Origin of the sequence: Polynucleobacter sp. Latsch14-2, from assembly GCF_018881925.1 — a bacterium.
In the GTDB taxonomy this organism is placed as follows: domain Bacteria; phylum Pseudomonadota; class Gammaproteobacteria; order Burkholderiales; family Burkholderiaceae; genus Polynucleobacter.
Window position 1 is genome coordinate 258,154 of sequence record NZ_JACVPL010000001.1, and the last position, 21,773, is coordinate 279,926.

Sequence of the window (21,773 nt, forward strand, 5' to 3'; positions counted from 1 at the left end):
AGATTCCACTATCCATTTAACAACTTAGAATTAAGAGAACACCATGGCTTTAGTATCCTTACGACAACTCTTGGACCATGCAGCTGAAAATGGTTATGGCTTGCCTGCATTTAATGTTAATAACTTGGAGCAAGTCACCGCCATCATGGAGGCTGCCAGCGAGGCAGATTCCCCAGTTATCATGCAGGCCTCTGCTGGTGCGCGTAAGTATGCTGGTGAGGCATTCTTACGTCACTTGATCTCAGCTGCTGTTGAGGCTTATCCACACATTCCTGTTGTCATGCATCAAGACCATGGACAGAGTCCTGCCGTTTGTATGGCCGCAATTAAGAGTGGTTTTACAAGCGTCATGATGGATGGCTCTCTTGAGGCTGATGGCAAATCAGTTGCTAGCTATGAATATAACGTTGACGTATCTAGAGAGGTTGTGAAATTTTCACACTCCATCGGAGTAACTGTTGAGGCTGAGCTAGGCGTATTGGGTTCTTTGGAAACCATGAAGGGTGACAAAGAAGATGGACATGGTGCAGACGGCACTATGACTCGTGAGCAATTGCTTACCGATGTTGAGCAAGCTGCTGACTTTGTGAAGGCAACGCAATGCGATGCTTTGGCAATCGCCATTGGTACCAGTCATGGCGCATACAAGTTCACTAAAAAGCCTACTGGCGATATTTTAGCGATTGATCGCATTAGAGAGATTCATGCGCGTATTCCGAATACTCATTTAGTAATGCATGGTTCATCTAGTGTTCCACAAGAATTACTTGCGGAGATTCGTGAATTTGGTGGCGATATGAAAGAAACTTATGGCGTCCCCGTGGAAGAGATTCAAGAGGGTATTAAGAATGGTGTTCGCAAGATCAATATCGACACCGATATTCGTTTGGCAATGACGGGCGCAATTCGTCGTTACCTCTTTGAGAATCCAGGTAAGTTTGACCCCCGTGATTACTTGAAGCCAGCGCGCGAAGCTGCTAAGAAAGTTTGTATTGCACGCTTCCAAGCCTTTGGATCTGCTGGACAAGCGTCAAAAATTAAACCAATCTCTTTAGAGAAAATGGCTGAGTTGTATAAGAGTGGCAAATTAGCCCAGATCGTGAAGTGAGTTAAATATGCCTGCTCTGTACGTTACTTCCATTAAGTCATTACCTTTGTTATCCAAAGGTAAGGTACGGGATGTTTATGCCCTCGGTGAGGACAAATTATTGATGATCACTACCGATCGTTTGTCTGCTTTTGACGTCGTAATGGGTGAGCCTATTCCTGAAAAGGGTGTTGTGCTCAATCAAATGGCCAACTTCTGGTTTGATAAGTTGGCCTCAGTTATCCCCAATCATTTAACCGGCATCGATCCAGCTACCGTTGTGACGGCAGAAGAGGTATCTCAAGTAAAAGGTCGTGCGGTCGTGGCAAAACGTCTCAAGCCAATCCTGGTTGAAGCAGTTGTGCGTGGCTACTTGGCCGGAAGTGGCTGGAAAGACTACCAAGAGACTGGCAAGGTTTGCGGAATTGCACTACCTGCTGGTTTGGAAAATGCGCAAAAATTACCTGAGCCCATTTTTACCCCGGCTGCAAAGGCAGAGGTGGGGGAGCATGATGAAAATATCTCTTTTGAGAAGGTGATTGAGCTCATTGGTGAAAAATTAGCGCAGCAAATCCGCGAAGTGAGCATTCGTCTTTATAGAGAGGCTTCTGAATATGCTGCGACTCGCGGCATCATCATTGCGGATACTAAATTCGAGTTTGGCTTGGATGATGCTGGTCAGTTGGTTCTCATGGACGAGATTCTGACGGCCGATTCCTCTCGTTTCTGGCCTGCTGAAACCTATCATGTGGGCGCTAACCCCCCTTCATACGACAAACAGTTTGTGCGTGACTGGCTTGAAACCGCCCATGTGAATGGTGGCTTGTGGCCCAAGACAGCCCCAGCACCAGCATTGCCAGTGGATGTCATTGAAAAAACTGCCCAAAAGTATCGTGAGGCCTTAACTCGTCTTACGCAGGCTTGATTTAAGCCGAGTTTGATTTTCAAACCCCTAAAAGGCTGGGATAATAAAGCCCTATTAAAGAATTCAGGGTTTTTGGAGGGGTAATGAGCGAGAAGCCAGTAGTCGGAATAGTGATGGGTTCCAATTCAGATTGGGACACGATGCAGCACGCTGCTCAAATGCTCGAGCAATTTGGTATTGCTCATGAAGCTCAAGTACTTTCAGCACATCGCATGCCTGATGACATGTTTCAGTATGCAGAGAAAGCTCAAGCTAAGGGTTTACAAGCCATCATTGCGGGTGCAGGCGGTGCGGCTCACTTACCAGGTATGCTCGCCTCAAAAACCATTGTCCCAGTTTATGGCGTTCCAGTAGCCAGTAAATATCTTCGCGGGGAAGACTCTTTGTATTCGATCGTGCAAATGCCTAAAGGTATTCCAGTGGCAACCTTTGCGATTGGTGAGGCTGGTGCAGCAAATGCAGCCTTGCATGTTATTGCCGGTTTAGCATTGCATGATGCTGATTTGGCTAAGCGCTTGGAAGATTTCCGCCTCAAGCAATCCGAAACTGCGCGCTCGATGAATTTGCCGGGGTATTAATTACATGGCAGATCGTATGGAGCCCATTTTGCCGGGTTCGTATTTAGGAATCTTGGGCGGTGGTCAGTTGGGGCGGATGTTTACCCAAGCTGCACAAGCCATGGGGTATAAAGTTTGCGTTTTAGATCCTGGGGGCAATAGCCCTGCTGGCTCAATTGCCGAAAAATTTATTCAAGCTGATTACACCGACTCTGCAGCGCTCAAAGAGATGGCCGCACTTTGTGCTTGTGTCAGCACTGAATTTGAAAACGTTCCTGCTCAAGCCCTAGATGAGCTTGAGTCTTTGGGCGTTTTTGTTGCTCCACGCAGTAGCTGTGTTTCTTTGGCGCAAAACCGTATTGCCGAGAAAAAATTCTTAGCTACTTGGAGAGCAGAGACTAATATTGGTCCAGCACCTCATTTTGTGATTGAGCATGACGCCGATATTGCACATGTACCTGTCGATCTCTTCCCTGGAATTTTGAAGACTGCTCGTATGGGGTATGACGGCAAAGGGCAAGTAACTGTCGGTGATGTAGAAGCTTTGATGACTGCTTGGACCGAGTTTGGCCGCGTTCCTTGTGTACTTGAGAAGCGCATGGAATTGGATTTTGAAGTCTCCGCCTTGGTAGTGCGTGGCTATGATGATGCCGTACTGGCTTACCCGGTTTCCCAGAATATTCATCGTGACGGTATTTTGCATATCTCTACAGTGCCGGCGCCATCGCTTAAGCCCGAGCAAGAGAAGAAAATTATTGGAGCAGCCAAAGCTCTAATTCGAAAGATTGATTATGTGGGTGTATTGTGCGTGGAATTCTTCGTTCTCAAGAGTGGCGATATTGTTGCTAATGAGATCGCACCTCGTCCGCATAATTCTGGCCACTTCACTATGAATGCTTGTGTCACCAGTCAGTTTGAACAACAAGTTAGGGCGATGGCTCGTCTGCCGTTGGGCGAGACCCGCCTACTTGCACCAGTATCGATGCTGAACCTGTTGGGAGATCTGTGGTTTGAGGGCAGCGAAGATAAGCCTAGAGAGCCTGCATGGGATAAGGTGCTTGCTCACCCAGATGTAAAGCTACATCTGTACGGTAAGTCTGAGCCCCGTATGGGGCGTAAGATGGGGCATGTTAATTGTTTAGGTGAATCTTTGAGTACTGCTCGTCAAGTTTGTGCAGCGGTTGCACTTGAGTTAGGTCTCGAGCCCTAGGCAATGCCCAATAATAGTTCAGCGCTGCAAACATCTGCAGCGATCAACGAAGCAGTGCAAACCTTACGTGATGGTGGTTTGGTAGCATTTCCGACTGAGACTGTGTATGGTTTAGGTGCTGATGCCAGAAACGCAAGCGCCATTCAAAAGATCTTTAAAGCGAAAGGTCGTCCATCCAATCATCCAGTCATTGTTCATTTGGCGGTTCCGGATAAATATGATGTTGCGCAAATTGATTGGGCTGCTTTACTGAGCCCTTGGGTACGCGACCTTTCTGAAGAAGCTCTACAGATTATTAATGCATTTTGGCCGGGCCCGCTGACACTGGTCTTTAAACGAGATAAAAGCGTTTTAAATGAAATCACTGGTGGACAAGATACGGTGGCGATTCGTGCACCAAACCATCCTATAGCACAAGAGCTATTGCGTAAATTTAAAGGGGGCGTTGTTGCTCCGTCAGCCAATCGTTTCGGCAAGGTTTCACCGACTAGTGCTGCTGATGTTCGCGATGAATTCGAGAATGAGTTAGATCTCATGATTTTGGATGGTGGGGATTGTGAGGTCGGTATTGAATCGACCATCATAGATTTATCATCTGGTGAGCGCGCAGTATTACTTAGGCCTGGTGCAATCACTCCAAGTGAAATCTTTGCTAAGACAGGCATTAAGGTATACCAAGCTGGCGAAGATGTTAAAGCCGACAATGATTTTCCTAGGGTCTCAGGAAGCTTAAAGGCGCATTACGCCCCAACTACTCCGCTAAGGCTCTATGCACCCGGACGTGTCTTGGATGCATTAAGCGAGTACCCAGACACCAAGTCTCGTGTAGCTGTAGTGGTGTGGGATTCCGAGTCTTCGCTTGTATTAGAAGACCATCCATCTATTGATGTTCAAGAAATGATTGTTTCAAGTGATAGCGCTGATTTTGCCGCTAAGTTATACCGTACATTGCGTGATCTAGATCAGCAGGGTTGGGATTTAATTCTATTTCCAGAGCCGCCTAATGGAGAAGAGTGGGATGGCGTGCGAGACAGGCTTCAGCGGGCTTGTTTTGGCTCGGGTCCATCTTCCAGCAGCCACGTTAACAATTGATCATGCGCCTCAATACCTTTTGAGGCATTGGGGTGGTTGATAAAAGAAGTGACTGCGTACATCTTGCCTGATTTACTAATGACATAACCGGAGATTGCTCGCACATCCGAGAGCGAGCCGGTCTTAATGCGAACTTCAGGCCTTTTTTTCAGATGTAGAAATTTTCGCAGTTGAGTCATCAAACGATTTTTCATCGTGCCGTCAGATCCTGCTAGGGGTAAGCTATTGAAAAAAATATCTCCAGCAGGAAGCGTTCGCGCTGTAATTAAGAGCTCATTCATGTGTTGTGCCGAGATGGCTTCATTGCGTGATAATCCTGCGCCATTCTCGATGATGAGCTCTGGGAACAGGAGCCCCATTTTTTTAAGCCAACTTTGAATCACCAGTTCACCATTTTCTGTAGTGGCCGGTTTCCCTATCTTCTCTAGGGCTAAAGTCAGCATTAATTGTCTTGCCATTACATTATTAGAGAATTTGTTAATGTCTTGCACATCATCAGCCAGATTAATGCCTTCAAATTGCAGCAGTGGCCTTGCACTGATTGGCACAATCCCATTGCTGCCCATTGGCATTTGGACCCACGTGCCACCGGCCAGGTCCCAGGCCGCTATAAAGCTGCGAGTTAAGAAAGTATTGGCGTCTAGAGCAACCAGGTTATAAGTGACTCCATTACAAGCACGCGGAAAGAGCCCTGAAAATTTAACCGTGATCGTGTCGTTGGTCGATGCAATGCCGCTTTCGGGATCGATTTCAAAGCGTATATCTTTCTTCCATGAATCACATGCCCTATCAACCAACTGCATGTCGTTCACAATTTTGAAGTTAGCAAGTGTAGGCGTGTAATCGATGTCAATGAAGTCGGCGGTACGGGATTTACCAATATGAAACGATAAGGTGCGGAAGGCATAGAGTAGTGGGTCGGGCGCAACGTTGTAAGCGCGTAGTGATTCGCCGTCAATTGTGGCCTGTGTCATTACGCTTGAGGCGTAAGCACTTCTGTCAAAAATTAAATTCCCATCAATCTTTTGAATCCCTAGGTTTTGAAGAGATTTCATCATCCGAGCAAACTCTTCTGGAATGAGCTTGGGATCTCCGCTACCTTGCAGATAGAGATTGCCCTTTAGTACACCTTGATGGATATTGCCATCGGTATAGAGTTTGGTACGCCAGCGATACTGGGGGCCTAATACATCGAGTCCAGTTAGCGTGGTGAGGATCTTCATGGTGGAGGCGGGATTCATGGCCTCTGTTTCGCGCCAATTGAGAACGGGCTTAGAAATAACTTTCGCTTCAATCTGTGTTACTGAAATGCTAATGGCATCTCGAGGGATGCCATGCTTATTTAAGCTATCAGCAATTGATTTAGGAATATATTGGGAAGCCGTTTCTTGGGAGGGCAGATCAGCCCCTTGGATAAATCCACTGAAAAGTAACAAACTTGCTATGACAAAGAATTGGCTTGATTGACTAAAAAAGGTTTTCACTGTTAAAGGATAAACCCTTCACCAAATCCTATCCAGCATATTGATCTTGATATTTTTTAATGGTTTGATTTTGTTGCTTTAGGAGCGCAAAAAATTGATCCACTCTTTCATGCAATGGCCCCTCTTTTTCCAGTTTTTGACATTCTTCAGTAAAAGCCTTGGCATTTAATAGTTGGGCGCCACCTTTGACCTTGTGAACCATGCTCATGAATTGAGTTTCATTAAGGACATTGGTTGAGGAGAGTTCTTTAAGCTCAATCAAGGTTTCCTCATGCACCTTTTTAATTTCATCTAAGATCAAAAGAATATGCTCAGGACTATCTTTTAAAAGATTGGAGAAGGCGTCAAAAGAATATTCTCTGCCTACTTCTGTGGCATCAACCACAGCAAAGTAACGAGTGAGTTCATTTTCCAGTGTTTTGAGGCTAAGCGGCTTAATCAATACACCATTCATACCGGAGGATAAAAACTGATGGCGAGAATCGAGCGCATAAATATCTGCAGTGACGCCAATAATGATCAGCTCACGATGGCCCATTGCCCGAACTGTTTTTGATAGATCTGATCCCTGCATGCCTGGCATGGATTGGTCCGTCAACATAAGATCAAAGTGATGCTCACCTAGTAGTACTAATGCCGTATCAGCGCTTTCACAAACCCATACTTTGATTCCCAGTGCTTCTAGTTGTAACGAGAGTATTTGACGGCTTGCAGGATGATCCTCAACAACTAGCGCCTTTAGTATTATGTGGCGGTCAGCTTGTTTTTTAGCAAGATGCTTTTGATAAGTGCTAACACCTGGTAAGGAGGTCTGCAAGGCTGCCATACTAGTGCGCGGTAAGGCAACGCAAAAATAAACATTGCTGCCAAAGCCAGGGTCACTCTCAAAGTAAAGACGACTGTTCATCGAATCAATCAAATGGCTCGTAATAGTAAGTCCTAGACCTGTGGCGGCTGATTTATTGGCCATATCCATGGGTTTGGGGACTTGCTCAAAGGCCTCGAGCGCACGAGCAATTTCTTCTTTACCCATGCCAATACCTGTATCGATGACTCTGAACTCGATTAACTGTCCCGCGTGATCATCAGCCAAAACGCTAATCGAAAAATAGATAGCGCCATGCTCAGTGAACTTAATCGCATTGCTTAATAGGTTTTGCAGGATTTGTCTGAGTCTTAGGGGGTCAATCATCAATACGCTTGCTACTCGAGGATCGATTGAGGTGTGGAGTAGAAGTTTTTGTTTGATAGCAACTGCAGAGAAGGTTGAATGAACTCCTTCAACTAAATCTTTGAGGCAGTAGGGTTCTAGATTAAGGGTAAGTTTCCCAGCTTCAATTTTAGAGAGATCTAAGACTTGATTGAGCATTCCTAAAAGTGACTCAGCAGAAGCATGTGCGCTTTTGAGTAGAGGTTTTTCGCTGGGCGGCAGTCTCTGACTATTTAATAGCAACTCGTGTACCCCTAAAATTGCATTCATGGGGGTACGAATTTCGTGGCTCATAGTGGCAAGAAACGCGGATTTAGCGGCATTTGCTTTTTCTGCAATTTCTTTTGAATGAATCAGGTCAGCCGTTTGTTGTTCTTGCTCATCCCGTTTTCTTTGCAGTTGCCAAATTAATAAGCCCCCACCAATTAGCAGTGCGAGACTGAAGCTCCAGGGCAAGGCTATTTTTAAATGATCTGGTGCGGCTGAGTTTTCGAGGTCTGTATTGAGCGTGAAGAGTTGACGTGACTCGATAGGGTCTAAGCTTTGCAGGAAGCGGCCGAGCACTGCATGTAGTGGCGCATCTTGATGGGAGATCAGCCAGCGATAGGAGAAGGGCTCGCGACCATGTACCCCATTTATTTGTAGGTGCTGATTATTAGTTTGCCTGATGAGTTGTTGCGCTAGGCGCATAGGCATGACTAAGCCCTCAATATCACTCTTGATAAGCTTGAGTATTAGTTTTTGGGCATCGCTTGAAATATTTTCACGCGGGTGAGCGCTACTTGGCGAATTCTCAAATCCTCGATCAAAGTAAGCGATAGCGCTTGGATGAATTTGGGTTTGCTTCGTAGTTCGAGTAACCACCGCATCATGACCCCAAAAGATAGCTTCTGAGAGGGATCCAAGTTTCAATGTGCGATCATTGATTGCTGGTGGATCAATCATGAAATCTACTTCACCTGTGGCTAGCTGTTGCAAGCCTTCTTGATCTGTTTTTCTCCATTTAGCTACAAATTCCTGTTGGGTATATTGACCGAGCTTTGTCAACAGTGCTTGGAAGACACCCACTCCTTCCCCCTCTTTTCCTTCGCGAAGGTAGGATGCATATTTTTCATGAATGCTGAAATGGACTACAGGATGCGCATCGATCCACCATTGCTCTTCTAGACTCATGGAACTCGAGTGTGCGAGACCCTCACCGAATATGAAAAAAAGCAATACTGCATTAAAGATGGATCGACGCATCACTAACTTAACTCTCGATGATGTGATTCATACGGCAGAACAAAATTAAATCTGCAATATTGTTGATGCCCAATTTATCAAATACTCGCGTTTTGTAAGTGGCAACGGTTTTATTGCTGATATGTAGTAAATCTGAAATCTGTTGATTGGTGTTGCCCTTGCCAAGATATTTCATGACTTGGAGCTCTCGATCAGAAATTAAGGCAAGTTTATCGTTATCGCTAAGCGAGCTATTGCCCTTCTTGCCGTGGGTAAAGAAGTTATAACCCTGAGAGATGGCAACACAGGCCGCCAAAATGACATCGGCCCCTGCAGTTTTATTAACAAATCCGTGAGCCCCAAGCGATCGTACCCTGCCGCCATAGACTGCTTCATCTAGGCTAGATAACACTAGAATTCGAATATCTGGATACATTAGGCTAATTCTACGAATCACATCAAAGCCATCTGTTTTTGGCATATCCAAATCTAAGATGATCATATTGGGATTTGCCTCTTTAATCGATCTGAGGCACTCCTCTCCATTTTGGGCTTGTCCTGCGATCTCAAAGAGCAGCTGATCTTGCAACATACTTTTGAGTGCCATTAACATGGCTGGGTGGTCATCTACTAACATCACACGTTTTCTCATTTCTTGTCTCCGTTTTGGTTTGGGTGTTGATGAGGGTGCAGCGAAAAAATGGCTTTAGCGATTCGGCTATCGTTAATGTGCAATGTTTGATGTCTGCTTACTGGCGGCATCATGAGTCCTCCATAGCAATGCTCTACGGCCACAGCTTTAGCATTTTCTAGGTCTTGGACTAGGGTGATATTGCTTGCATAGATCTGAGTTTGTCTTTTCTTGGCTTGTGCAATAACTGCTACTGGTAAAGCGTTATGACGAAATTGGCTCATCTCAAGGTGAATGCCATCTAATTGCATATCTTCTAGAAACAGTAGTTCATCTGCGGTCCCTGTAAATTGCATAAGATGCAACAAAACACCTAAGCGCCTCATCCGCAATAAACCCTCTTTACAAGCCGCATCATTTTCTGGGTTCGGTAAGGATTGAATGCCCAGACACACTAGGCCAACTGGTAAACGTGAATTCAGTATCAAATCACTGAGTGCATCTACATATGCGCTTGACGCAATGGCGTGGGCCGGGACCGAGAGGATTCCAAGAATAAAACGACCACTGCGATACCAGTAAGAGGTTGTGTCGAGCCCCTCCATGAATAAGCGCAGGAGCTGAGTATCGGCTGCCGTCAGCAATGGTCTAAATAGAGATCCAGTCAGTTTTGTTCCCTCTGCGTTAAAAATGGGTTCATGGCTAATCGCTTGTCGCTGGGACCAGGATTGGTGTTCTTCTAAAGCTTGGCTGCTTAGGCCAAGCCATTGTTCGCCGCAGGCATCTCGTACTTCTTGGAAGGGTTTGTTCTTCCATGCCTGTACAAGCGTGTACAGCCGGGATTTCGGGCTCATCAGCATTCTCCAATCAGTGACTATCCAGTCTAGGCAGGACGGATTGGAGCGGTAAGGGCTTAAGGCTGATTTGTGTGTAGGAAACTGCCTACTCACATGTACTCAGTATAGAAAAAGGCTAAATCCGTAAAGATTTTGTGGGATGCCGCCCTTGAAATTCTGGCTATCAGCCCTATATAATCAGCACTCCCTTCATGCGAGTGCCAAAATGGGTTACTAACCAGTAATTTATTTTAGCTTTCGAGTGAAGAGATTATAAAGCATTGATTTATATGAGTATTTTAATTAGTTAACACTTACTAACATAGGAGAAGGAATGAATCTGCGTCCTTTACATGATCGCGTAATCATTAAACGTTTAGATCAAGAATCAAAAACTGCCTCTGGAATCATTATTCCTGATGCTGCCGCTGAAAAACCTGATCAAGGTGAAGTTTTGGCAGTTGGCCCTGGCAAGCGTGATGACAGCGGCAAGTTGAATGCACCCGACGTCAAAGTTGGCGATCGCGTGTTGTTCGGTAAATATGCAGGTCAAACAGTCAAGGTCGGTGCTGACGAGTTACTCGTGATGCGCGAAGAAGACATCATGGCTGTTGTACAGAAGTAATTCAGTATTTAAGAAAGGAATTCAATCATGGCAGCAAAAGACGTCGTATTTGGAGATAGTGCCCGCACCAAGATGGTTGAGGGTGTAAATATTCTCGCGAACGCAGTAAAAGTTACATTAGGACCTAAAGGTCGTAATGTTGTTATGGAGCGCTCATTTGGTGGCCCAACCATCACTAAAGATGGTGTGTCCGTAGCAAAAGAAATTGAACTCAAAGACAAGCTCCAAAACATGGGCGCGCAGATGGTGAAGGAAGTTGCTTCTAAAACTGCTGACATCGCTGGTGACGGTACTACTACCGCTACTGTTTTGGCTCAGTCAATTGTGCGTGAAGGTATGAAATATGTAGTTTCAGGTCATAACCCAATGGATCTGAAGCGCGGTATCGACAAAGCAGTTACTGCTGCGCTTGAAGAGCTCAAAAAAATCAGCAAGCCTTGCACAACCACTAAAGAGATTGCTCAAGTTGGCTCTATTTCAGCTAACAGTGACTACAGCATTGGTGAGCGTATTGCTGAAGCAATGGCAAAAGTGGGCAAAGAAGGTGTCATTACCGTTGAAGATGGCAAGTCATTGGAAGATGAGCTTGAGATAGTAGAGGGTATGCAGTTTGATCGCGGCTACCTCTCACCATACTTCATTAACCAACCTGAAAAGCAAGTGGCCATATTGGAAAGCCCATATGTTCTCTTGTTCGACAAGAAAGTTAGTAACATTCGTGATTTGCTCCCAGTGCTCGAGCAAGTGGCAAAATCTGGCCGTCCATTATTGATCATTGCTGAAGATGTTGAAGGCGAAGCATTAGCAACTTTGGTTGTAAATAATATTCGCGGCATTATCAAAACCTGTGCTGTTAAGGCTCCAGGGTTTGGCGATCGTCGTAAAGCCATGTTGGAAGATATCGCGATTTTGACTGGTGGTACTGTGATCGCTGAAGAGATTGGCCTCACACTCGAGAAAACAACTCTTGAGCATTTAGGTCAAGCTAAGCGCATTGAAGTAGGCAAAGAAAACACTATCATTATTGATGGTACTGGCGATAAAAAAGCGATCGAGGCTCGTGTTAAGAACATTCGTGTTCAGATCGAAGAAGCGACTAGTGACTACGATAAAGAGAAATTGCAAGAGCGCGTAGCCAAGTTAGCAGGTGGTGTTGCGGTAATTCGTGTTGGCGCTGCTACTGAAGTTGAAATGAAAGAGAAGAAAGCTCGCGTTGATGACGCATTGCACGCTACTCGCGCTGCAGTCGAAGAGGGCATTGTTCCTGGCGGCGGCGTGGCTTTGCTGCGTGCTATGCAAGGTATCAAAGGCCTGAAAGGCGATAACGCTGATCAAAACGCTGGTATCAGTATCGTATTGCGCGCTATGGAAGAGCCACTCCGCATCATCGTTTCTAATGCTGGTGACGAAGCAAGCGTTGTTGTGAATGCGGTATTGGCTAGCAAGGGCAATAACGGTTACAACGCTGCAACTGGCGAATACGGTGACCTCGTAGCTCAGGGTGTGATCGATCCAACTAAGGTAACAAAAACTGCATTGGTTAATGCGGCTTCTGTAGCGGCCTTGTTGTTGACCACAGATTGCGCTATCTGCGAAGCACCAAAGGATGAAGCTGGTGCTGGCGGTATGCCTGATATGGGCGGTATGGGCGGTATGGGCGGTATGGGCGGCATGATGTAATAACCTTACTTCCTCAGCTATCAAGCTGTAGAAATAAAAACGCCTGGTCCACAAGACCGGGCGTTTTTTATTGGTGCAACGCTATGCACATTTTTCATGCACAAGGCACCAAGCTAGTGATCTGATTAGTAATTACCCGAGTCTCTGAATTCACAATGACTTAACAAAATTTGTATTGATAGTCAGGAAATTAAGGAGATTTACATGAGTTCAGCAACAATGAGTGGGGCGTCATCCAAGAGTGGCCCTCTGAAGTCAAAATGGGTTCAATTAGCACTTGGCGTTATTTGTATGATGTCCATTTCTAGCCCTCAATATGTTTGGGCCCTGTTTACCAAACCTATCATGGGTCAACTTGGTGTGACGTTGCCCGAGTTGCAAATTACCTTTTCCCTTTTGATTGTGTTGCAAACTTTCTTCTCGCCATTTCAGGGGTATTTGGTGGAAAAGTTTGGCCCACGACTGCTGTTGTCAATTGGTACGGCACTGACAGGCTTAAGCTGGGTACTCTCAGCAAATCTCACTACGGTCTCTAGTCTCTACATTACCTATGGTGTGTTGGGTGGCCTTGGCACTGGTATTGTTTATATTGGTGTTGTTGGCTTAATGGTCCGCTGGTTCCCTAATAACCGTGGATTTGCAGTCGGCATGGTTGCCGCTGGCTATGGCATTGGCGCCCTATTAACCACCTTTCCAATTGCTGCTAGCTTGGTAGAGACTGGCTTGCAAGGTACCTTGACATTCTTCGGTTACGTTATCGGTGCAGTTGGCCTTTTAGCTGCACAGGGTATTCGGGTGCCGCATGCAGATCGCATCCAAACTGCTAGTCAGGTTGAGGCTGCAGCAACCGGTATTACTCCTAAGACGATGCTCAAGACACCAGTTTTTTGGTTAATGTTCTTGATGATGTCGATGATGTCGACATCAGGCTTGATGGTGATTTCACAGATGGGTGCGTTTGCCAAAGACTTTGGAATCACAGGGGCTATGGTGTTTGGTATGGCTGCGTTACCTTTGGCGCTAACCATTGATCGAATCACTAATGGTTTCACACGCCCTTTCTTTGGTTGGGTATCTGATCGGATTGGTCGTGAATACACCATGACCATTGCATTTGGCTTGGAGGCGATAGCAATGTTTGCTTGGGTCATGACCCGCTCTGATCCGGTAATGTTTGTCATATTGTCAGGCATTGTGTTCTTTGGTTGGGGTGAGATCTTCTCCTTGTTCCCATCTACTTTGACAGATACATTTGGTCAAAAACATGCAACTACTAACTATGGCTTTTTATATATGGCACAAGGCGTAGGTTCTATTATTGGGGGCCCAATTGCCGCGTATATTCATGGAGTTGCTGACAGTTGGATGCCTGTATTTGCCATCATGATTGCCTTAGATGCAACTGCGGCCCTCCTTGCTTTGTTTGTATTGCGTCCAATGCGCGCTAAATATATAAAGGCGCAAGCTGCCTAAGGCGTGATCATGAATTAATAATTGAAAGTAGTGAAGTAAAAAGGCTAACGGTTAAATCGCTAGCCTTTTTTATTGCCACTCATAGTGGAGCGAGGTGCAGCAAAAGTTAATCCGGTTGAATGCCGCCATCCTTGATAACTTTTTTCATTTTCACTAGACCTTGATCAATCATCTCCTTGAGATGTTCTGGTCCTAGCGGCACAAATTCAAATCCTTGTTGGATGAGTTGCTCGCGTAGTTTTTGATCCTTGAGGGCAACAGCTAAAGATTCATTGAGTTTGCTCACAATCATGGGTGATGTACCTTTGGGGGCAACAAGTGCACCCCAAGTTGAGAATTCGTAGCCCTTAACACTCTCGCTCACTGTCGGTGAATTTGGCAATAAGGGTGATCTCGTCTTACTGGTGATACCAAGCACCTTTAATTTGCCCGCACGAATATGTGGCAAGACTACGGATAGTGCACTAATCATGACGGGGACTTGCCCTGCCATCACATCTGTAACTGCTGCTGCTGCGCCACGATATGGAATGTGAACAATGGGTGCGCCGGTGTATTGGCGAAAGATCTCCATGCCGATATGTTGAGGTGACCCATTGCCACCAGAGGCGTAATCAATCTTGCCAGGATGCTCTTTAGCAATCCGCACTAAGTCAGCAGCGGTATTTCCAGGAAAGGAGGGATTTGCAACCAGCACAAAGGTAATAGCAGCCACTTCAGAAATGGGTGTAAAGCTTTGCACTGGGTCGTAATCTACTTTCTTATATAGGTTAGGAAGCATGGTCAGAATGCTGTCATTGAAAGCGCCTAAGACATAACCATCAGGTGTACTTTGCGCAACCTTACCCGCACCAATCAGTCCAGCACCTCCTGGAATATTCTCAATAGTGATGGCTTGACCGAGGTTCTCCCCCATTTTTTGTGCAATTGGTCTTAGCAATAAGTCGACACCGCTTCCAGCCTGCAGCGGCATGATTGTTTGGATGGTGCGATTGGGGTAGGGTGTTTGGGCGCTTGCAGGAGTGAAGCAAGGCAGACCTGCTATACCAAGCAAAAGCAAAGAAAGTGAAAACAATTTGATATTCATAGCGTCTCGAATGAAGTGATTTGGTAGTGTTTTGGTGATGATTATTAGTATCTTAGCGTAATAAAAAACGCTTGTGGATAGGGCGGGTCCTTCTGGCAAGGCGCCTAGGGTCAAAAGTGTCAAAGTATTAGACCGCATCAGCGTTGGGATGGATAATGGGGGCACATCATTTTTGCAAGATTTCAGAATTATCCCCATGGAAATTAAAGTCAACTTTCTCGATAAGCTACGTCTTGAAGCCAAGTTTGACGACTTTACAGTGATTGCCGACCAACCCATTCGATATAAAGGCGATGGTTCAGCCCCCGGCCCCTTCGATTACTTTCTAGCTTCATCAGCCCTGTGCGCAGCTTATTTTGTAAAACTATATTGCGACACTCGTAATATTCCCACTGAAAATATCCGCCTCTCGCAGAATAATATTGTTGATCCGGAAAATCGTTATCAGCAGATTTTCAAGATTCAAGTGCAACTGCCAGAGGATATCTCGCCCAATGACCGCCAAGGTATTTTGCGATCTATCGAGCGTTGTACGGTTAAAAAGGTAGTGCAGGCTGGGCCGGAGTTTGTGATTGAGGAAGTGAAGAACTTGGATGCTGACGCCCAGACTTTGTTGGTTCTAAAACCAGCCGCTGATGCTAGCACCTATATTTTGGGTAAGGATCTGCCGCTGGAGCAAACGATTGCCAATATGTCCGGCTTATTGGCGGGTCTAGGCATTAAGATTGAAATCGCTTCGTGGCGCAATATCATCCCCAATGTCTGGTCATTGCATATTCGTGATGCGCACTCGCCGATGTGCTTTACCAATGGCAAGGGGTCAACAAAGGAAAGTGCCTTGGCATCTGCTTTGGGGGAGTACATTGAGCGACTGAGTAATAACCATTTCTATGCGGGCGTATTCTGGGGTGAGGAAATCGCTAATGCTGCATTTGTGCATTACCCTAGCGAACGCTGGTTTAATCCAGGTCCTAAAGATGCGCTGCCCACCGAAATTCTTGATGAATACTGTCGCAAGATTTACGATCCCGAAGGCGAGTTGTGTAGTTCGCATCTAGTGGATACCAATTCTGGGAATGTAGAGCGCGGTATCTGCTCATTGCCATATGTGCGCAAGTCTGATGGGGCAGTCATCTATTTTCCGATCAACCTGATTGAAAACCTCTTTGTAAGCAATGGTATGAGTGCTGGGAATACGCTGGCAGAAGCACAAGTCCAATGCCTCTCGGAGATTTTCGAGCGAGCAGTGAAGCGCGAAATTCTGGAGGGTGAAATCACTCTACCAGATGTGCCGCAGGAAGTACTAGCGAAATATCCCAGCATTCTGGCTGGCATTCACGGACTCGAAGAGCAAGGCTTTCCGGTGTTAGTAAAAGATGCTTCTCTAGGTGGAGTCTATCCGGTGATGTGCGTCACTCTAATGAATCCACGCACAGGCGGTGTATTTGCCTCCTTTGGCGCACATCCAAGTCTAGAGGTGGCGCTAGAGCGAAGTCTGACAGAATTACTGCAGGGTCGCAGTTTGGAGGGTCTAAATGATTTACCTCCGCCGACATTTGCGAGTGAGGCGGTGACAGAACCCAATAACTTTGTTGAACACTTCATTGATTCGAGCGGTATTGTGTCATGGCGTTTTTTCAGCGCACAATCAGATTACGACTTTGTTGAGTGGGATTTTTCTAGCCAGGGTGAAAATGCCAATGCTCAGGAAGTTGCGACTTTATTCGCTATCCTCAAGGACATTGGTAAAGAAGCTTATGTGGCCGTGTATGACGAGTTGGGCGCGACTGCCTGTCGGATTTTAGTGCCAGGCTATTCTGAAGTTTATCCAATTGAAGATCTGATTTGGGATAACACGAACAAAGCCTTATTGTTCCGCGCTGATATTTTGAACCTATCTTGCCTGAATGATGCTGATCTAGTAGCGTTACTTGAGCGTCTGGAAAATAACGAGCTCGATGAGTACGGCGATATTGCCACATTGATTGGCATTGAGTTTGATGAAAATACACCCTGGGGTCAATTAACTGTTCTGGAGCTAAAGCTATTGATTCGTCTAGCCTTGCAGCAATTTGATGATGCACATGAGCTGGTAGGCGCCTTTCTTCAGTACAACGATAATACGGTCGAACGTAGATTGTTCTATCAAGCTTTAAATGTGGTGCTAGAAGTTCTATTAGATGATGATCTGGTGCTCGATGATTACCTAGTTAACTTACGCCGTATGTTTGGTGATACTAGGATGGACGCTGTAATGGGCTCAGTCGACGGCAGCGTGCGCTTCTATGGTTTGACGCCAACCAATCTCAATTTAGATGGCCTCGATAGGCATCATCGTTTAATTGATAGCTATCGCAAACTACATGCAGCCCGCAGCGTTAGGGCATCCCATTCGTGATTGTGTGGGCTATTGTGTTGGGCACGGGCGTGTCAATTCCCGTGCTTAGCTCTGAATGCCTAGCTAACTGACTTCACCATGTCTTCTACGACTTTCTTCGCATCACCGAAGACCATCATCGTTTTATCCATATAGAAGAGTTCATTGTCTAGACCAGCATAACCAGCGGCCATCGAACGTTTGTTAACGATGATGGTTTTAGCTTTAAAAGCCTCTAGGATTGGCATGCCGAAGATTGGGCTGCCTGGTGTTCGAGCTGCGGGGTTTACAACGTCGTTTGCGCCAAGAACCAATACCACATCAGCTTGCCCGAAATCGCTATTGATATCTTCCATTTCAAAAACTTGGTCGTAAGGTACTTCAGCTTCAGCCAAGAGTACGTTCATATGACCAGGCATGCGACCCGCCACTGGGTGGATTGCATATTTGACTGTCACGCCATGGTGGGTTAACTTTTCTGTCAATTCTTTTAGCGCGTGTTGAGCGCGTGCAACTGCAAGACCATAACCAGGAACAATAATCACAGTGTCGGCATTTTCCATCAGGAAAGCGGCATCTTCTGGAGAACCCGTTTTATAGTTCTTTGGACCACCATCATCAGCACCACCTGCAGAGGCTTCAGCACCGAAACCACCAAGCAAGACTGCCACGATAGAGCGGTTCATCGCCTTACACATAATGTAAGACAGAATTGCGCCCGAAGAGCCAACGCAGGCGCCAGCAATAATCAATACTGGGTTGCTCAATGTGAATCCAATACCAGCAGCAGCCCAACCAGAGTAGCTATTGAGCATGGAAACAACCACCGGCATATCTGCACCACCGATTGGGATGATTAAGGTCACGCCGAGCACTAAGGCCACAGCACACATTGCCAAGAAAGCGGCATGGCTATCGAGCATGTAATAGGCAACACCAGCGCCAATCATGGTTACTGCGAGCACTAGGTTCAGCAAGTGTTGACCAGTAAAGCTCACTGGCTTACCGCTCACCTTTCCTGACAACTTACCGAAGGCAATAACAGAGGCGGTAAAAGTAATCGCACCGATAAATGCGCCAATGAAGAGTTCAATCTTCTGCGCACCAGTGTGATCATGAGCAGGATTAAATACTGCAGCAATGGCAATCAATACTGCTGAAAGACCAACAAAGGAGTGCATGAGAGCCACAAGCTCTGGCATCTTCGTCATTTGTACGCGTTTAGCAGCAAAGGTACCAATGATTGCGCCACCAACAATGGCTCCGGCAATTAAGGAAACGACTGGCTTAAAGTCGGGAATAAAGAAGGTAGTAATCACCGCAAGCAACATGCCAATCATGCCAAAGGTATTGCCTTGGCGTGAGGTTGTTGGTGAGGAGAGTCCGCGCAAAGCGAGGATGAATAATACCGAGGAAATGAGATAAGAAATAGCAGTTATGTTTGACATGAGTTTGGTCTCTGTATTGGTCTTTTTCTAGTGTTACTTAGTGGTAGCCACATCAGCTTTAGGAGCTTTTTTCTTGAACATCTCCAGCATGCGACGGGTGACCATGAAGCCACCAAAAATATTAATTGACGCTAAAAATACAGCTACCGCACCAATAATGCTGGTCAGAGTGATTTCATCACCCCCAATGACTTCTGTCTGCAAAAGAGCGCCAACAATAATGATTCCAGAAATCGCGTTGGTAACCGCCATTAATGGCGTGTGAAGTGCGGGAGTGACATTCCAAACTACGTGATAGCCAACAAAAATGGCCAATACAAACACAGTAATGTTTTGGACTGTAAGGATGCTTTGAAAAGCAGCGAGATCCATGATGATTCCTTCGTATTAGGTTTTGTTAGTTTTTGCGGACGGCTTGGCCATCACGACACATTAAGCAAGCGGTAACGATGTCATCATCAGCTGGGATGACTAACTTCGCATCTGCATCAACGATCAGTTTCATAAAGTCAAGCAAGTTGCGGGCATAGAGTGCGGAAGCGTCAGCAGCTACCATGCTGGCAAGATTGGTGTAACCAATAATCTTTACGCCATTAACTTCCACAATCTTGTCCGCTTGAGTCAGTGGGCAGTTGCCTGAACCGTTATCGCCACGACCAGCCGCTAAGTCAATCACAACCGAGCCCGGTTTCATATTGGCAACAGTATCGCTATGCAAAAGCACAGGTGGTTTACGTCCCGGAATCAAAGCAGTTGTAATAACGATATCGGCTTGCTGAGCACGTTCCGAGACCAAAGCGGCTTGACGCTTCATCCAGGCTTCGGGCATTGGGCGGGCATAACCGCCAACGCCTTGAGCAATTTCACGTTCTTCATCTGACTCAAAGGGAACGTCTACGAACTTACCGCCTAGGGACTCAATTTGCTCCTTAACTGCTGGGCGCACATCAGAAGCTTCAATCACGGCGCCCAGCCGCTTGGCTGTAGCAATCGCTTGCAATCCAGCAACTCCGACACCCAGAATCAGAACGCGTGCAGCTTTAACGGTGCCAGCAGCAGTCATGAGCATTGGCATAAAGCGTTGGTACTCATTAGCTGCAACCATTACAGCCTTATAGCCAGCAATATTAGCTTGCGAGGAAAGAACGTCCATGCTTTGCGCGCGTGTAGTTCTAGGTGCAGCTTCTAGAGAGAATGCGGTAATTCCTTGAGCTGCCATTGCGGCGATATTGTCGTTATCAAATGGATCGAGCATGCCAATGAGTACGGTGCCAGATTTGATCTGTTCAAGTTCATTGGCTTCAGGAGCACGCACTTTAAGTACGACTTCTGCGCTAAAGGCATCAGCAGCGCTACCAATAGTGGCGCCAACAGCTTCGTAGGCAGAATCCGGTTGGCTGGCTTGAACACCAGCGTCCTTCTGGATAATGACTTGATGACCTTGTCCAACCAGTTTTTTAACTGTTTCAGGTGTTGCGGCAACGCGAGTTTCCCCGAGCCTTGTTTCCAGCGGCACTCCTATGCGCATGGCATGTCTCCAAAAGCGAAATTTACAAAAATTCTATTTTAGTCAAATAGGCAAATTCATGCCCATTTACCTTCTCTTGCTGCCATTTAAGGAGTTTCGGCTTTTTCTCGGTGGAATTAACCTAAGACTTCTACAATATGACGTGTCAGCTTATATTGAATTTTCGCATTATTTAATGACCTACCTCAAATCTATGTCTCTTTCTGCATCAAAACCTACCAAAGTCGTTGTTGGGATGTCTGGCGGGGTAGATTCGTCGGTTGCAGCTTGGATGTTGAAGCAGCAAGGTTATGAAGTGGTCGGCCTTTTTATGAAGAACTGGGAAGACGACGATAACGATGAGTATTGCTCAGCTCGGCAGGATTGGCTGGACGTCGTCTCGGTGGCTGACAAGATTGGTATTGACGTTGAGGCTGTTAACTTTGCGGCAGAGTATCGGGAGCGTGTATTTGCAGATTTCTTGCGCGAATATGCCGCAGGTCGAACCCCCAATCCTGACGTTCTCTGTAATGCTGAAATTAAATTCAAAGCTTTTTTAGATCACGCAATGAATTTAGGCGCTGATGCGATTGCAACTGGACACTACGCTCGGGCTCGCCATGATGGTGGCAGAGTACAGCTATTAAAGGCAGTCGATGCTAGCAAAGACCAAAGTTACTTTTTACATCGACTAACTCAAGATCAGTTGTCAAAAGTTCTTTTTCCTTTGGGTGAAATTCCGAAGACGGAAGTACGAAAAATCGCTGAAGACATTGGTTTGCATAATGCTCGGAAAAAAGACTCTACTGGAATTTGTTTTATTGGCGAACGTCCTTTTAGAGAGTTTTTGAACCGCTACCTACCTCGTACTCCTGGACCTATCAAAACCCCAGAGGGCAAGGTGGTTGGCGAGCATATGGGACTTGCTTTCTTTACCCTTGGGCAGCGCAAAGGCATTGGCTTGGGCGGTAGCCAAGACGGCAACGGAGACCCTTGGTATGTGGCTCGCAAGGATGTAGCGAACAATACCCTATATGTCGTGCAGGGCCATGAGCACCCTTGGTTGCTTGCAAACCATTTGTCCGCAATGGATGCAAGCTGGGTCGATGGTATCGCACCAGTACCTGGCAAATATTCCGCTAAGACGCGCTATCGCCAAACGGATTCAGCTTGTGAAATTCATTCAGGTCCTGAAGGTTCGCTGAACTTTCAATTGACCTTCTCGGAATCGCAGTGGGCGGTTACCCCAGGACAATCTGCTGTTTTGTATGACGGAGATATTTGTTTAGGTGGCGGCATTATTTCTAATTAATGCAAACC

18 protein-coding genes are annotated in these 21,773 nt (G+C 46.2%); 10 read left to right on the top strand and 8 right to left on the bottom strand.

Going from position 1 to position 21,773, the window contains the following annotated elements:
* Positions 1-43 precede the first annotated feature (43 nt).
* From fba to ICN46_RS01430, 5 genes are all read left to right on the top strand, one after another.
* Positions 44-1,108 (top strand): class II fructose-bisphosphate aldolase, encoded by a 1,065-nt coding sequence (gene fba, locus ICN46_RS01410; protein ID WP_216165088.1) that lies wholly within the window; start codon positions 44-46, stop codon positions 1,106-1,108.
* A gap of 7 nt (positions 1,109-1,115) precedes the next feature.
* On the top strand, positions 1,116-2,012 hold the full coding sequence (locus tag ICN46_RS01415; RefSeq protein WP_216203742.1) for a phosphoribosylaminoimidazolesuccinocarboxamide synthase: 897 nt from the start codon (positions 1,116-1,118) through the stop codon (positions 2,010-2,012).
* 83 nt (positions 2,013-2,095) lie between these two features.
* Complete coding sequence (purE, locus tag ICN46_RS01420) at positions 2,096-2,590, top strand: 5-(carboxyamino)imidazole ribonucleotide mutase (protein WP_216203743.1); 495 nt, start codon at positions 2,096-2,098, stop codon at positions 2,588-2,590.
* 4 nt (positions 2,591-2,594) lie between these two features.
* The gene (locus ICN46_RS01425; protein WP_216203746.1) at positions 2,595-3,779 is read left to right on the top strand and encodes a 5-(carboxyamino)imidazole ribonucleotide synthase; all 1,185 of its coding nucleotides are present in this window, start codon (positions 2,595-2,597) and stop codon (positions 3,777-3,779) included.
* A 3-nt stretch (positions 3,780-3,782) separates the two neighbouring features.
* A complete protein-coding gene (locus tag ICN46_RS01430) occupies positions 3,783-4,871 on the top strand; it encodes an L-threonylcarbamoyladenylate synthase (protein ID WP_216203748.1) in 1,089 nt (362 codons plus the stop codon).
* On the opposite strand, the gene dacB is transcribed toward ICN46_RS01430, so the two are convergent.
* Genes dacB through ICN46_RS01450 form a run of 4 tightly spaced genes read right to left on the bottom strand, consistent with a single transcriptional unit; the run spans position 4,817 to position 10,274 of the window.
* Positions 4,817-6,355, bottom strand: a complete 1,539-nt coding sequence (dacB, locus tag ICN46_RS01435; RefSeq protein WP_370625463.1) for a D-alanyl-D-alanine carboxypeptidase/D-alanyl-D-alanine endopeptidase — start codon at positions 6,353-6,355, stop codon at positions 4,817-4,819. The genes ICN46_RS01430 and dacB overlap by 55 nt on opposite strands.
* Positions 6,356-6,383: 28 nt before the next feature.
* Positions 6,384-8,810, bottom strand: a complete 2,427-nt coding sequence (locus tag ICN46_RS01440; protein ID WP_255538698.1) for an ATP-binding protein — start codon at positions 8,808-8,810, stop codon at positions 6,384-6,386.
* Between the two features lie 7 nt (positions 8,811-8,817).
* A complete protein-coding gene (locus ICN46_RS01445) occupies positions 8,818-9,441 on the bottom strand; it encodes a response regulator transcription factor (protein ID WP_216203752.1) in 624 nt (207 codons plus the stop codon).
* Positions 9,438-10,274 carry a diguanylate phosphodiesterase gene (locus tag ICN46_RS01450; RefSeq protein ID WP_216203754.1) on the bottom strand — a complete coding sequence of 279 codons (837 nt, stop codon included), beginning with the start codon at positions 10,272-10,274 and terminating at the stop codon, positions 9,438-9,440. The genes ICN46_RS01445 and ICN46_RS01450 overlap by 4 nt, the downstream gene beginning before the upstream one ends.
* Positions 10,275-10,590: 316 nt before the next feature.
* Here ICN46_RS01450 and ICN46_RS01455 point away from each other — a divergent pair, with 316 nt between their 5' ends.
* The 3 genes from ICN46_RS01455 (at position 10,591) to oxlT (ending at position 14,034) form a co-directional block, all read left to right on the top strand.
* Positions 10,591-10,881: a co-chaperone GroES gene (locus tag ICN46_RS01455; protein WP_216203756.1), complete on the top strand. Its 291-nt coding sequence runs from the start codon at positions 10,591-10,593 to the stop codon at positions 10,879-10,881.
* Between the two features lie 27 nt (positions 10,882-10,908).
* Positions 10,909-12,561: a chaperonin GroEL gene (gene groL / locus ICN46_RS01460; protein ID WP_216203758.1), complete on the top strand. Its 1,653-nt coding sequence runs from the start codon at positions 10,909-10,911 to the stop codon at positions 12,559-12,561.
* A 204-nt stretch (positions 12,562-12,765) separates the two neighbouring features.
* Positions 12,766-14,034 carry an oxalate/formate MFS antiporter gene (oxlT, locus tag ICN46_RS01465; RefSeq protein WP_216203760.1) on the top strand — a complete coding sequence of 423 codons (1,269 nt, stop codon included), beginning with the start codon at positions 12,766-12,768 and terminating at the stop codon, positions 14,032-14,034.
* Between the two features lie 106 nt (positions 14,035-14,140).
* Here the strand turns inward: oxlT and ICN46_RS01470 are convergent, their stop codons facing one another.
* A complete protein-coding gene (locus ICN46_RS01470) occupies positions 14,141-15,121 on the bottom strand; it encodes a Bug family tripartite tricarboxylate transporter substrate binding protein (protein ID WP_216203762.1) in 981 nt (326 codons plus the stop codon).
* A 196-nt stretch (positions 15,122-15,317) separates the two neighbouring features.
* Here ICN46_RS01470 and ICN46_RS01475 point away from each other — a divergent pair, with 196 nt between their 5' ends.
* Positions 15,318-17,519: an OsmC domain/YcaO domain-containing protein gene (locus tag ICN46_RS01475; protein WP_216203764.1), complete on the top strand. Its 2,202-nt coding sequence runs from the start codon at positions 15,318-15,320 to the stop codon at positions 17,517-17,519.
* Between the two features lie 59 nt (positions 17,520-17,578).
* Here the strand turns inward: ICN46_RS01475 and ICN46_RS01480 are convergent, their stop codons facing one another.
* From ICN46_RS01480 to ICN46_RS01490, 3 genes are read right to left on the bottom strand one after another with little or no spacing between them, the layout of a single operon-like run.
* Entirely contained in the window at positions 17,579-18,946 is a 1,368-nt protein-coding gene (locus ICN46_RS01480) for an NAD(P)(+) transhydrogenase (Re/Si-specific) subunit beta (protein WP_216203766.1), read from the bottom strand.
* 33 nt (positions 18,947-18,979) lie between these two features.
* Complete coding sequence (locus ICN46_RS01485; RefSeq protein ID WP_216203768.1) at positions 18,980-19,318, bottom strand: proton-translocating transhydrogenase family protein; 339 nt, start codon at positions 19,316-19,318, stop codon at positions 18,980-18,982.
* A gap of 25 nt (positions 19,319-19,343) precedes the next feature.
* Positions 19,344-20,474 (bottom strand): Re/Si-specific NAD(P)(+) transhydrogenase subunit alpha, encoded by a 1,131-nt coding sequence (locus tag ICN46_RS01490; protein WP_216203770.1) that lies wholly within the window; start codon positions 20,472-20,474, stop codon positions 19,344-19,346.
* A 175-nt stretch (positions 20,475-20,649) separates the two neighbouring features.
* Here ICN46_RS01490 and mnmA point away from each other — a divergent pair, with 175 nt between their 5' ends.
* Complete coding sequence (mnmA, locus tag ICN46_RS01495; protein WP_304608809.1) at positions 20,650-21,765, top strand: tRNA 2-thiouridine(34) synthase MnmA; 1,116 nt, start codon at positions 20,650-20,652, stop codon at positions 21,763-21,765.
* Positions 21,766-21,773: the final 8 nt, after the last annotated feature.